15 protein-coding genes are annotated in these 13,009 nt (G+C 36.6%); 3 read left to right on the top strand and 12 right to left on the bottom strand.

Annotation, left to right across the window (positions count from 1 at the left end):
* Positions 1-101 precede the first annotated feature (101 nt).
* Together NV377_RS14250 and ybaK are read right to left on the bottom strand one after the other, a co-directional pair.
* Complete coding sequence (locus tag NV377_RS14250; protein WP_258201456.1) at positions 102-1,025, bottom strand: DUF5808 domain-containing protein; 924 nt, start codon at positions 1,023-1,025, stop codon at positions 102-104.
* Positions 1,026-1,286: 261 nt separating this feature from the next.
* The gene (ybaK, locus tag NV377_RS14245) at positions 1,287-1,769 is read right to left on the bottom strand and encodes a Cys-tRNA(Pro) deacylase (protein WP_258201455.1); all 483 of its coding nucleotides are present in this window, start codon (positions 1,767-1,769) and stop codon (positions 1,287-1,289) included.
* Between the two features lie 192 nt (positions 1,770-1,961).
* Here ybaK and NV377_RS14240 point away from each other — a divergent pair, with 192 nt between their 5' ends.
* Complete coding sequence (locus NV377_RS14240; protein WP_258201454.1) at positions 1,962-2,345, top strand: hypothetical protein; 384 nt, start codon at positions 1,962-1,964, stop codon at positions 2,343-2,345.
* 32 nt (positions 2,346-2,377) lie between these two features.
* Positions 2,378-3,154, top strand: a complete 777-nt coding sequence (locus tag NV377_RS14235; protein ID WP_258201453.1) for a copper amine oxidase N-terminal domain-containing protein — start codon at positions 2,378-2,380, stop codon at positions 3,152-3,154.
* Between the two features lie 182 nt (positions 3,155-3,336).
* On the opposite strand, the gene NV377_RS14230 is transcribed toward NV377_RS14235, so the two are convergent.
* From NV377_RS14230 to NV377_RS14220, 3 genes are read right to left on the bottom strand one after another with little or no spacing between them, the layout of a single operon-like run.
* Positions 3,337-3,537 carry a DUF951 domain-containing protein gene (locus tag NV377_RS14230; protein ID WP_258201452.1) on the bottom strand — a complete coding sequence of 67 codons (201 nt, stop codon included), beginning with the start codon at positions 3,535-3,537 and terminating at the stop codon, positions 3,337-3,339.
* Positions 3,538-3,555: 18 nt separating this feature from the next.
* Positions 3,556-4,386 (bottom strand): mechanosensitive ion channel family protein, encoded by an 831-nt coding sequence (locus NV377_RS14225; RefSeq protein ID WP_258201451.1) that lies wholly within the window; start codon positions 4,384-4,386, stop codon positions 3,556-3,558.
* A gap of 23 nt (positions 4,387-4,409) precedes the next feature.
* Positions 4,410-4,667 carry a putative Se/S carrier protein gene (locus NV377_RS14220; protein ID WP_258201450.1) on the bottom strand — a complete coding sequence of 86 codons (258 nt, stop codon included), beginning with the start codon at positions 4,665-4,667 and terminating at the stop codon, positions 4,410-4,412.
* A gap of 110 nt (positions 4,668-4,777) precedes the next feature.
* Here NV377_RS14220 and yyaC point away from each other — a divergent pair, with 110 nt between their 5' ends.
* The gene (gene yyaC / locus NV377_RS14215; protein ID WP_258201449.1) at positions 4,778-5,377 is read left to right on the top strand and encodes a spore protease YyaC; all 600 of its coding nucleotides are present in this window, start codon (positions 4,778-4,780) and stop codon (positions 5,375-5,377) included.
* A gap of 1 nt (position 5,378) precedes the next feature.
* Here yyaC and NV377_RS14210 read toward each other — a convergent pair whose 3' ends face one another.
* The 7 genes from NV377_RS14210 to mnmG all read right to left on the bottom strand — a co-directional run bounded on the left by NV377_RS14210 (position 5,379) and on the right by mnmG (position 13,003).
* Entirely contained in the window at positions 5,379-5,858 is a 480-nt protein-coding gene (locus NV377_RS14210) for a DUF4446 family protein (RefSeq protein WP_258201448.1), read from the bottom strand.
* A 276-nt stretch (positions 5,859-6,134) separates the two neighbouring features.
* Positions 6,135-7,280, bottom strand: a complete 1,146-nt coding sequence (locus NV377_RS14205) for an aminotransferase class V-fold PLP-dependent enzyme (RefSeq protein WP_258201865.1) — start codon at positions 7,278-7,280, stop codon at positions 6,135-6,137.
* A gap of 127 nt (positions 7,281-7,407) precedes the next feature.
* Entirely contained in the window at positions 7,408-8,247 is an 840-nt protein-coding gene (locus NV377_RS14200; protein ID WP_258201447.1) for a ParB/RepB/Spo0J family partition protein, read from the bottom strand.
* A complete protein-coding gene (locus NV377_RS14195; protein ID WP_258201446.1) occupies positions 8,228-9,001 on the bottom strand; it encodes a ParA family protein in 774 nt (257 codons plus the stop codon). The genes NV377_RS14200 and NV377_RS14195 overlap by 20 nt, the downstream gene beginning before the upstream one ends.
* An 88-nt stretch (positions 9,002-9,089) precedes the next feature.
* Positions 9,090-9,914 carry a nucleoid occlusion protein gene (gene noc, locus NV377_RS14190; protein WP_258201445.1) on the bottom strand — a complete coding sequence of 275 codons (825 nt, stop codon included), beginning with the start codon at positions 9,912-9,914 and terminating at the stop codon, positions 9,090-9,092.
* A 477-nt stretch (positions 9,915-10,391) separates the two neighbouring features.
* Complete coding sequence (gene rsmG / locus NV377_RS14185) at positions 10,392-11,114, bottom strand: 16S rRNA (guanine(527)-N(7))-methyltransferase RsmG (RefSeq protein ID WP_258201444.1); 723 nt, start codon at positions 11,112-11,114, stop codon at positions 10,392-10,394.
* The gene (gene mnmG / locus NV377_RS14180) at positions 11,114-13,003 is read right to left on the bottom strand and encodes a tRNA uridine-5-carboxymethylaminomethyl(34) synthesis enzyme MnmG (protein WP_258201443.1); all 1,890 of its coding nucleotides are present in this window, start codon (positions 13,001-13,003) and stop codon (positions 11,114-11,116) included. Before mnmG ends, rsmG begins: the two co-directional genes overlap by 1 nt.
* Positions 13,004-13,009: the final 6 nt, after the last annotated feature.

Here is a 13,009-nt window from a genome sequence, read left to right as displayed (position 1 = left end):
ACACCTCCAATTCACATTATAAAAGAGTTAGTACTAATTACGATATTACCATATATAAAGACAAGCTATCACTTAATATTTCTAGTAAAAATCAACTTCATTTAACTTGAGTTATGTAATAATAGCAGTTCTTCGTACCATTGCTTAGTCATCTCTGGATCTTGATCATTATAAAAAACATATCCACTTTTCAATTGAATTTCAATATAAGGTGGATTGTTTTTGAAAATGTACATTTTAATTTTCCCTAGATCACTTGAATTAAATTGTCCTCTTAAAAAATTCTTTGTTGCTTCTCCATTTATTTTCTTAACTTTAGGGTAATCATTTACTAGCGAGATATCTACAATATCCTCTACAAACATGTTTGTGGAATACATAGGATAGTTAATCGCTATCGTATCACCCTCTAATATTTCTAATATTGGAGAATTGAATTCTGAGCGAATCAGCATAAAAGAAATAAAAATAAAACTAAGCAGTGTAATACTGATTGTGCTACGCATAATAATTTTACCAGTTCGAGTAGCTGTATTAATAGTTTCACCAATGCCAATTCGTTTGGGAACGAGTACGCGACGATCATTAGTATTATGATAAGTAAATCCATTACTCCAATACTCATCACCATCATCATCAACTAACTGACCATTAACTTCTTGCTTAGGTTTAACATACCATTCATGTTCTTCCTTTAGTGCCATTGTTGCTTGCAACGATTGACGAAAAGGTTTCGTTAACCAGAATATTATAACAATTAACCACCATATGTAATAGAGGAGTTGAAATGTAGTCCATGAGTGCAACGCAATAAGCGGTATGTATGAAGCTATCATCCACCGATTACTAACCTTCATTTTTTTACTGTATTGCTGCTGAATATGTTGAATCTCTGGATCTAACAACGCACTCTCTGGTAACAATACAGCAAATAGCATACCTTCCCGATACTTTCCTTGATTTCGGTATGTATAATAGATAATTAGATGACAAACAATTCCAGTTATTACCAGTATAGTCGTCAATGTACTTGAACCCCTTTTCTCTTGGATATTCACTACATATCGTTAATTATAAGACTGTAATATTTGACATTCAACGATATATTAACAATATCTTGAAATAAATATAATGGCTAACATTCTCTCTTCAATGATCTCTTATAGATTCACATAGACAACTTATACTAATTGAAATTAGGCCTCTGTCATCGTCTTATATAAATAAAAAGTCGCGGGAGATCAACTGTTTAGATCATTTCCCGCGACTTTTTATTTATATATAGGTTACTCATTATGAATAACTGTAATCTCAGCTAGCTCCATCTGAATGATTTCGGATAGATTAGTAATTGAGAGCTCAACTTGATATCCAATTTTTCCTGCACTACATATAATGGTTTTAAACTGATTAGCAGAAGCATCAATAACAGTCAGCAATCGCTTCTTCATCCCAATTGGAGAGCACCCCCCATGTACATAGCCTGTTAGAGGCAACAAATCTTTCGACTTTAACATCTCAATTGATTTCTCTCCAACACTTACAGCAGCCTTCTTTAGATCGAGTTCTTCAGCAACAGGAATCATAAATACATAATTACGTTTCGACTTACCTGTCGTTACTAATGTCTTAAATACTTGAGCAGGATTTTCACCTAATATTCCAGCTACCTCTATACCACTAATAGCATCCGTATCAGCGTAAGTATAATGATTGTAGTGTATTTTTCGTTGATCGAGAATTCGCATTACATTGGTTTTATACTCCATAGCTAAACCTCACTTACTATTATTGGTACCAATAATGATAGCATAATTATAGGAAATACAGCTATCTCTTTAATAACGAAATATCATATCAATATTTGCAACAATACTTAGCTCTTACGCGTTTATTATGTAGTAAAGGATGCTAACTTAAATATTAATAATAAATTGCGAGAGTATAAGGGGAACATATATATGAATAAAGTAACTTATTCTCTAATTCTTTTTCTACTACTATTTTTAGTAGCATGTGGTCATTCATCAACTGAACCTACTGAAGACCAGATACTACAAGATACGAAGTCGTTTACTGAAAACATTATTATCGGTGAAAAAGTGACGAACAATGAAAAGTTCCAGCTAACATCTCTGTCTATAGAAGAAATGGACATAAAGTTAAATAGAGAGAAAAAGAAACTTGATGCAGAGATAACTGCTTTTGTAGGTGATATAAACTGGAGATCTGAAGCTAAACATACGATTACGGTTCATTACGAAAGAAATGCATCCAGCCAATGGGAAGCTATTGGAGTAAACGTAAACGATTCTATTATTCGTGTCATACCGCGTGTACAGTAATAATAAAACTAGATAACTCAGAGGAGTACATCATGATGAAGAAATCTATAGTCGCATTATTGGCAGCTATATTATTGTTACAACCGTTTCTGCCAAACCAAACTTTTGCACAATCAGATAATATCCATGTAGACGGAAAACTTGTACGTGGATCTACATTAATTCCATTACGCGTTGTTTCTGAAGCACTAGATGTTAATGTGAAGTGGGCTCAACAGACTAGAACCGTAACGATGAACAAAGGTAATATTGAGATTGTTCTACCGACAAATTCGAATTATGTTACGGTTAACGGTGAAAGTATCACTCTTGATACTCGTCCTCAAATTGATCAAGGTGTTACGTTCGTACCAATAAGATTTATTAGTCAGACCATCGGAGCAACTGTTAATTGGGAACAAAAAACGGGAATTGCTACAGTGACTTTAGATAATAGAAAAGTTATTATATCTACCAAATCTAAAATTGAGGTTCCTGAAATATCTGAACAAAGAATCAATACTTTAATTAAAGAAGCAAATGCAGCAACAAATCTTTCGGCTTACAAACAGATCAGAACTCATTTCAAACCTTATTTCACCGATACCTTCATCAATAAAATAATTCAACAAGCAGGTTTAAAGTCTAAACACCAATTTACAGTAAAAGCTAGTAGCTACTTCTATACTGGCGAAGGTCATGGTTATCTTGATCAAATCGAAGTACCAAAGGATGCTGGCGGTATGTATGTCGAGCGAAGAATTATGCTAAGGTATATCGAAGATAAATGGATGATTGAAGATATTTTCTTCACATACTTGAATCCATAGTAGGTTAAACACTTAATCTATACTTATAACCAAGTGAAATTACACTCCCATAAGATAACGAAATGAGCCACTCCAATATTGGAGTGGCTCATTTCGTTATCTTAATTCAACTTTCGTTAAGCTAGAAATCGTTATAACTAGATTTCATAAAATTAGCACACTATACGTAAAGACAACAGATATTAGTCCGTATTAGCAGGTCTCACAACTTTACGCATATTTTTCTCGAATTTTGCACGAGGGATTAGAATGCTATGTCCACAACCTACACATTTCATACGGATATCCATTCCCATACGGATAACTTCCATTTCACTTGATCCACAGGGATGTACTTTCTTCATAAGAACGATATCCCCAAGTTGAAATTGCTTTCGCTCCATTGTAATCCCTCCCCTTTTTTAAGAGTCAATTTGCTTCATTTGAAGCTGCTCTTGTTCCAACATTAACTTAAATTGCTCATTCATATATCGTAGTAATTCTTCTTCATACGTGGCTACACACTGCACCTCGATGCGCATTACGATTTCATCTTTACTAAACTGTTGCAAACCAAGCACATTGGGCGTTCCAATCATCCGCTCATGTACAAGATTGTCTGCACATTGTTTCACAACTTGCATAATATGATGCAAGTTCCCATTATACTCTATAGGAATATCAAGCTTCACGTTACCCGCATGCATTGAGAAATTAGTAATTTCGTTGATTAAGTTATTTGGTACAATATGAACTTCGCCACTCTCATTAATTAATCTAGTGGTACGCATACCTATCACTTCTACTTTACCTTTGAATTTACCTGTAGAAATAGTATCCCCTACCGCAAATTGATCCTCCAGCACAATAAAGTAACCTGTAATTACATCTTTGACCAAACTTTGCGCACCAAAACCGATAGCTATACCAACAATTCCAGCACCTCCTATTAACGGTGCTATTGGTATACCTAGTTCTGATAACACAAGCAATCCCATAATAAAATAAGTAATATAAGATACTGTGTTTTTGAGCAATTTGCTTACTGTTAATATTCTACGACGTTGATTTGGATGCTTCACACTCATTTTATCTATAACTACACGATTTATAGATTTATGAACTAGCCATACGAGCATTCTGCCCATGACAATTATTAGAATGATTCGAAGTAACCCTAACACTATACTACTCCAAAATGGATCATCAATTAGCATACCCAATGTATCATCATACAATTTTTCCATGTCCATTTCACACCACCATCTTAAGCAATCTAAGAAGAAATTAACCTATAATCATGAGCGTTTTTCTCAAATATCCCTCTAACTTCTACGTTCTCTTGGACAATAATTTGCTGTACCGTATTCAAATTCTCTAACGGAAAATGAATAGAAAGTGCGCATCCTGCAGTAATTTCCTTCGGTGTAGGACAAATATCGATTTCTATATCAGCGTATTCTAGTAACATTTCCGCACGTAATGCTTGTTGTGTAGAATCAAAAGCGATTAATAATAGGTTATTTTCTACCACGATGCCGATGATCCCCTTTCGTAATCCTCTAGTACAAGTATAAATCCCTTATTTTCTCTACATACTAGTATTATATATTTTGTTTCAAGAAAGGAAACTTACAAGAAACAATGTCTAATAACTCATCAGTAAAAATATCGCATAACTCCCCATTGATACGTAGCGTATTGCAACAAGAATTGCTTAATCTACTACAATATGCTTCCTCCGGGCAAGAAATTGTTATTGTATGTATAGGGACGGATCGTTCAACGGGAGATTGTTTGGGACCACTAGTTGGTACTCATTTAACAAAATATCGTTCTACCCTTATGCATGTATACGGTTCAATAGCCGAACCTGTGCATGCACTTAACTTACAACAGACGATGGATACTATCAAAAACAGCTATCGTAATCCTTTCGTCATCGGAATCGATGCATGTCTAGGTCAAGCATCGAGTGTAGGCTTTATTCAGGCCAATCTAGGTCCTGTCAGACCTGGAGCTGGAGTTAATAAAGAACTGCCTCCTGTTGGCAATATGCATATTACAGGTGTAGTGAACGTCGGTGGATTTATGGAGTATTTCGTATTGCAAAATACTCGGCTTCATCTTGTCATGTCAATGGCTGATATTATTGCTCAATGTTTGTATCATGCTATTGCCAAACGCTATCGTAATAATTCAGAAGATGATCAAGACTTGAAACTAACAGAGTTCAATTTATAGACTACTTGGCTGCATTAATAACTTCTTGCTCTTCCGGTGTTAATGAGTATTGTGAAGTCCCCTTATCTACTGGCTTGCCATATATATAGGCTCCCTCACGACTATGAATACTCGTTAACACTATTCCATCTTTATTATCATTCGTAATCGCAACGGAGAAACTCATATCACTACCTATATTTGAAAAAGCATTATATCGTTTTATTGCTATATTACTTTTTAGTTGTGGCATTTTCGCCTCTACTTTTGCCATTCGTAGAGCTGCATTTTCTATTTCAGCAGTTTGTAGTTTTTGTTCTTCTTGCAACGATTGAATAACGCCTTCCAAATTTTCTACGCCTGCACCCTCCATCATATGTAAATATGATTTTCTTAGCTTTTTCAGTTTACCTCCTAGATTCAACATCATGATCCATTGAATTAACACCATAGCTATAAGAACAATTACAATAATTTCGACATTCTCTGTTAACCAATCCACTACATTTCGCTCCCTTAATGTTCATATCTGCATAATTAATTGTTCTCTTAAATTGTATGTTGTAAAAGCAGGTGTTTGAACTTCCGCTTCCAATAATGCTTCAAAACATTCACTTGTCAGCCCAAGAAGATGACACACAGCGAAAACGAGTAGCACAACGCACATTATTGGTACGTGAGCAGACGAAGGCTTTCGATGGGGGACATATTCGCCGCCGTCTAGCCTACAGCGAGTTACATCGTGATCACAAGTGACTGTTTTGAACTACATCTACCGCTATTCGTATTGTGCTATTATCTCTTCAATAGCCCCGATAAATACATCCACTTGTTCCTTTGTTGTACTATATCCGATACTTGCTCGTACTGCTCCTCGTTCACTTGTTCCCGCAACTTGATGTGCGGTTGGCGTACAATGAAAACCTGCACGTACAGCGATGTTATAATGCTGATCAAGAATGAACGACAACTCCGAAGGATCAATATGAGGAATATTAAATGCTACAATCCCTGTTCGAGGTTCGCCAATTTGTGGTCCTAAGCAATGTACTCCTTCGAGTTCCTGTAACCCTCTTAATAATTGCTGTGTAAGTTCCCATTCATGCATATAAATCTGTTCTACCCCTACCGAAAGAACATGTTTTACACCTTCTGTAAGTCCTGCTATTCCAGCAGTATTCTGAGTTCCAGCTTCATATCGGTCAGGACGTACTGACGGCTGATATGGCACTTCAGACTGGCTTCCTGTTCCACCATGTAGAAGTGGATTCAGATCTATGTCAGGAGCGATGTAAAGCCCTCCCGTCCCCTGGGGACCGAGTAACCCCTTATGACCAGGGAACGCTAACATATCTATCCCCATTGTAGTCACATCGATTGGTATTATCCCTACACTTTGTGCCCCATCGACTAACATTTTCGCACCATGCTTATGTACGATTTCACTGATTTGCTCTAGTGGCATTATCGTTCCAAGCAAGTTCGAACTATGGTTTACAACTATTAACGTCGTGTTTTCTTTGAAACTTTGCTTTAAATGGTTCATATTAATATGACCCTCTTCATCAGCATCAATATACGTTACTTCTACATTATAGTTTTGTTCTAACTCATAGAGTGGTCTTCTTACTGAATTATGTTCAACTGACGTTGCGATAACATGATCTCCACTTTTCACAAAACCTTTTATAGCCATATTCAGCGCCATAGTCGTATTATAAGTAAATGCAATATCATTCGGGTTTTTAATACCAAATAATTTTGCAAGTTGCTTTCTTCCGTTAAATAATATTCTACTCGCTCTTACTGCCATAGCATGACTTCCCCGACCAGGATTAGCACTATCGTTAATTAAAGCATGACTGACAGCTTGGATCACGGATTCAGGCTTAGGCCATGATGTTGCTGCATGATCAAAGTACATATATTGTTGTTGCTCTGACAATCCGTTTCCCTCCAACAAATAAAATAATGGCATACCTAAGTTTAATCCTTTATACAAAAGATTACAACTTTGATATGCCATATTATACAACCATATTTAATACAAATTATTGTAGTTGCAACAGTTCTAAAATCCGTTCCAAATCTTGCTTGCTATAGTATTCAAGCTCAATTTTACCTCTGTTTTTAGATTGCTTAATTTTTACACCCGTTTGATATTTTTCACGCAATTGTGATTCTATACTAATAATAAACGGATCCCTCTTTTTAACTTTTTCCTTTTTAGTAGGAATCGTTTTTTTCTCATTCATCTTTGCAATTGCATCTTCCAATTCACGAACGCTCCAATTACTCTCCACCACTTGTTCGGCTAAGTCTAATTGAATGTTTTGATCTTTTACACCTACAATTGCTCTTGCATGTCCCATTGACATTGTTCCACGTGAAACATAATCTTTAATACTCACTGGTAGCGCTAACAACCGTACAAAATTAGCGATATGCGAGCGAGATTTACCTACTTTCAATGATAGTTCTTCTTGCGTTAAACTGAATTTGTCCATTAACGCCTCATATGCTACCGCAGTTTCAATTGCATTCAGATCTTCGCGTTGCAAATTCTCAATTAAAGCAATTTCCATTACTTTAGCATCATCCATATCACGAACGACTGCTGGAATCTTGTCATTGCCGCATAACTGCGACGCACGAAAACGGCGTTCTCCTGCTACAATTTCAAAGCCACGCAATACTCTACGAACAATAATTGGTTGTATAACTCCCTGCTCTTTGATTGATTCAGCAAGTTCTTTTATTGTTTCATCATCAAACGTTTTTCGCGGCTGATATGGGTTTGGTCTTATATCGGTAAGATTAAGACGAAGTACTTCTTCACTTTCAATAGGTTGAAATAATGCATCCAACCCTTTACCTAGTGACTTTTTCATAAGATATCACTTCCTTAGCCAGTTCAAGATAAACTTCAGCACCTTTAGACTTTGGATCATATGAAATAATCGCCTGTCCATGTGACGGAGCTTCACTTAAACGCACATTTCTTGGAATTATCGTCTGATAAACCTTTTGTTGGAAATATTTTTTAACTTCTTCGATAACCTGAAGACCAAGATTTGTTCGAGCATCTAACATTGTTAATAATACACCTTCAATTTGCAACGATGTATTTAAATGTTTCTGCACTAGACGGACTGTATTTAACAACTGACTTAAACCTTCAAGCGCATAATATTCACACTGAATAGGGATAAGCACAGAATCAGCAGCGGTTAGTGAATTTATAGTTAAAATGCCTAGTGAAGGCGGACAATCGATCATAACATAATCATATTTATCTTTAACTGAAGCAATTGCTTTTTTCAATCTTTGTTCTCTAGATATGGTAGGGACTAGTTCAATCTCTGCGCCAGCAAGTTGAATCGTTGCCGGCATAATATCAAGACCAGGAACTGCCGTTGAAATAATTATTTCTTTTGGGTTCACTTCATTAATTAACACATCATATATACAATTAGCCACGTCGCCCTTATTAATACCTAGACCACTTGTTGTATTTCCTTGTGGATCGATATCAATAAGTAATACTTTCTTGCCTAGCGATGCAAGACAAGCCGATAAATTGACGGAAGTCGTCGTTTTACCAACTCCACCTTTTTGATTCGCTATCGCAATAACTTTAGACATTTTCCTCACCTCATGTGTGAAACTATTGAAGAAATGGCATTGCCGCCTACATTGACAGGTGGTGGCATTCCTTTTGTATATTTCAAATTTATTTGGAATTTTTAGGGATTTTAATGACTATTTCATAATGATCTTCATGATCTTGTTCTTTTGTCTTAATTTCAAGTCCAGAGCCCGATACCATCTCAATCGATTGGCGAATCGTATTCAATGCAAGACGTACATCTTTTGTAAACGAAATCCGTTTCGCTTTCTTCGGCTTCGTCAATTCCTTTAGAAATGCAATACGCATCTCTGTCTGTTTAACATTCAATTCATTTTTAATAATATCTTGAAGAACTTTCAACTGTAGTTCTTCACTATCAAGTGAAAGTAAAGCTCTAGCATGTCGTTCTGTAATTTGGCGTTCCATTAGAGATTGTTTCACTATTTCAGGTAAGCCTAATAAGCGAAGTTTATTTGCAATTGTAGACTGACTTTTCCCTAATCTTTGTGCCAAACTTTCCTGTGTTAACGTGTGCAATTCAATTAATCGTTGATAGGCTACAGCTTCCTCAACCGCAGTTAAGTTTTCTCGTTGTAAATTTTCAATCAGAGCAATAGAAGCAGTTTGAGAATCATTAAATTCTCGGACAATTGCAGGAATCGTATCATGCCCTAACTTAGTTACCGCTCTCCATCTGCGTTCTCCAGCGATAATTTCGTATTTATCATTTCTGACTCGTACGACAATCGGTTGAATGACACCATGAGTCCGAATGGTTTGACATAACTCATCAATCCGCTCATCATCAAAAATAGTCCTAGGTTGAAAAGGACTACTTACAATGTCGGTAATGGGAATTAATTTCACTTCTTCATGGTTAGATTTCTGCTCGTTGAATCCAAACAATTTCGAAATTTGATCTTTCATATTGACTATAACCACCCAATCATGTGATGAAAACCACTATAGTGATCTTGCGCTTCTATAGATGGTACTAATAGGTCAATAACCTGCACATATCAAGATTAAAACACAGCTATGTAGTGCATCTTAATGTAAGAGCTTGTTCAAAAAACCTTGATCACTAAGTTTCACAAGTAACATATCCCACACTGAATGATGTATTTAGCTGGAACAATTTGAACTTCCATAGAGTGTGCCTCTGCGATCTGTTCCCGCGTCCTATCTGTATACAATCATGTCATTGTTGAAAACCTATTTTTCGAACACGTACCAAATATAATCATTAATGATTAATTCGACTATCTTTAACTAGAATCCTGCTATTTCTACAAATTCTCTATTAAATAAAAAATAGCAACTAACTATGATGCTGTTAGTTGCTATTATACACTGTAAGCGATAACGATGGATAGGTAATTAGTGTTTCACGTGAAACATTAATTATAGTAATGGCTCCTTCATTGGCGTACCCGCTTTACGTGGATACTTGTTAGGAGTTGGACCAATCTTCTGGATACACACGATATGACGCTCTGAGCGTTCATTAGGGAGTTGTAACTCGTGTTCTTGAACAAACTTACCTTTTAATTCTTTCAAACTGAATTTCGCCTCTTGAAGCTCCTCTGAAAGGCTTGCACCCTTCATACTAGCAAAAACACCTCCTGGTGCGACAAAAGGTAAGCAGAACTCATTAAGTACAGCTAACCGAGCAACAGCTCTTGCTGTAACTAATTCAAAGGCATCGCGATACTGTGGAAGGCGAGCTACATCTTCAGCGCGACCATGAACGCACTGAACGTCTTGAAGTCCTAATTGGTCTACTAGATGTTTCAAAAATCCAATTCTCTTATTCAAAGAATCTACAATCAGTACTTGCAAATGTGGAAAAACAATTTTTAAGGGAATACTTGGAAATCCTGCTCCTGATCCTATATCAGCAATATTCCGTTTGCTTTTCATATCTACGTAAAAAGCTAGAGAGATAGAATCATAGAAATGCTTTTCGTACACTGCATCACGTTCCGTAATGCCTGTTAAATTCATTTTCTCGTTCCACTCTACTAACAATTCATAATATCGTTCCAATTGAATGAGTTGTTGTTCACTCAATTCAATCTGATGCGATCGTAATTGTTCTGTAAACCATTGTATCGTCTGATCCATTATGATCCTTTCGCTGCTGTCACTCGGTTATAATGTTCCAAGTAAATAAGCATCACTGAAATATCTGCTGGTGTTACGCCGCCAATTCTTGTAGCTTGCCCAATCGATAGTGGACGAATAAGTTCCAGCTTTTGTTTTGATTCATTAGAAAGACCTTTTATATCGCTATAATCTATAGTTTCTGGGATACGTTTGCGCTCCATCTTCGTCATACGCTCAACTTGGTGAAGTTGCTTATCAATATATCCAGCATATTTAATTTGTATTTCAACTTGTTCCTTCATTTCCTCCGTTAACTCATAAGGTGAAGGTGATACTTTTTCAAGATGTTTATAAGTTATTTCAGGACGACGAAGCAGTAGAATAATACTTCCGCCTTGAATTAATTCTGCTGAACCCGCTTCTTCCAAAATATCCTTCACATCACTCGGTTTAATACGAGTTTCTGTTAAGCGAACAATTTCTAGCTCTACTAGTTCTTTTTTACGCAAGAAGCTTTCATAACGCTCTTCCGTAATTAGACCAATTTCATAGCCTAGTGGAGTTAATCGTAGATCAGCATTGTCATGTCTTAGTAGTAAGCGGTATTCTGCACGAGATGTAAGCAGACGATAAGGATCATTAGTCCCCTTCGTTACAAGATCATCGATCATAACACCTATATAGCCTTGTGAGCGGTCTATAATAACTGGTTCTTTCCCCTGCACTTTACGTGCAGCGTTAATACCTGCAATAACACCTTGCCCAGCTGCTTCCTCATAACCAGATGTACCATTGATTTGACCTGCAGTAAACAAACCATCAATTTTCTTCGTTTCCAATGAAGGCCATAATTGTGTTGGTACAACCGAATCATACTCAATCGCATAACCATTACGCATCATTTGAGCATTTTCAAGACCTGGAACAGAACGAAGCATGTCTAATTGGACATCTTCCGGCATACTTGTAGAGAAGCCTTGAACATAATACTCAAGTGTATTACGGCCTTCTGGTTCAAGGAAAATTTGATGTTTCGGTTTGTCCGCAAAACGTACGATTTTATCTTCAATTGATGGACAGTAACGTGGCCCAGTACCTTCGATTGCTCCGGAGAACATTGGTGCACGATGCAAATTATCATTAATAATTTGATGTGTTTCTGGCGAAGTGTATGTCAACCAACATGGAATTTGCTCAATATTTGATTCCTTTGTTTCATAAGAGAAAAACTTCGGATCGTCATCGCCTGGTTGAATTTCCGTTTTGGAGAAATCGATCGTCTCACCATTTACACGTGGTGGTGTACCAGTTTTGAAACGAACAAGATCAAGTCCATTCTCTTTTAAAGATGTTGCTAACTTTAATGAAGGCTGTTGATTGTTAGGTCCACTTTCATACATCAACTCACCCATAATAATTTTTCCGCGCAAATACGTACCGGTTGTAATTACAACTGCTTTTGCACGATAATGTGCACCTGTTTGTGATACAACACCAACACATTTACCATCTTCAATGATTAGATCATCCACCATACCTTGACGCAATGTAAGATTTGGCGTTGTTTCAATCGTTTTCTTCATCTCATGTTGATACTGAAATTTATCAGCTTGTGCACGCAATGCATGTACTGCTGGTCCTTTACCTGTGTTCAACATCCGCATTTGAATAAACGTTTTGTCGATATTACGGCCCATTTCACCACCAAGAGCATCAATTTCACGAACAACATGCCCTTTAGCAGGACCACCTATTGAAGGATTACATGGCATAAATGCTACCATGTCTAAATTAATCGTTAAAAGTAATGTATCACACCCCATACGTGCTGAAGCTAGTGCAGATTCACATCCCGCGTGACCAGCACCAACAACGATAACATCAAATTCTTTCGCTTGATAACCCACTAATTC

It is taken from the genome of Paenibacillus endoradicis (assembly GCF_024721975.1).
The sequence above is the reverse complement of the archived record's forward strand: the minus strand, read 5'-3'. Positions and strand labels throughout refer to the sequence as shown.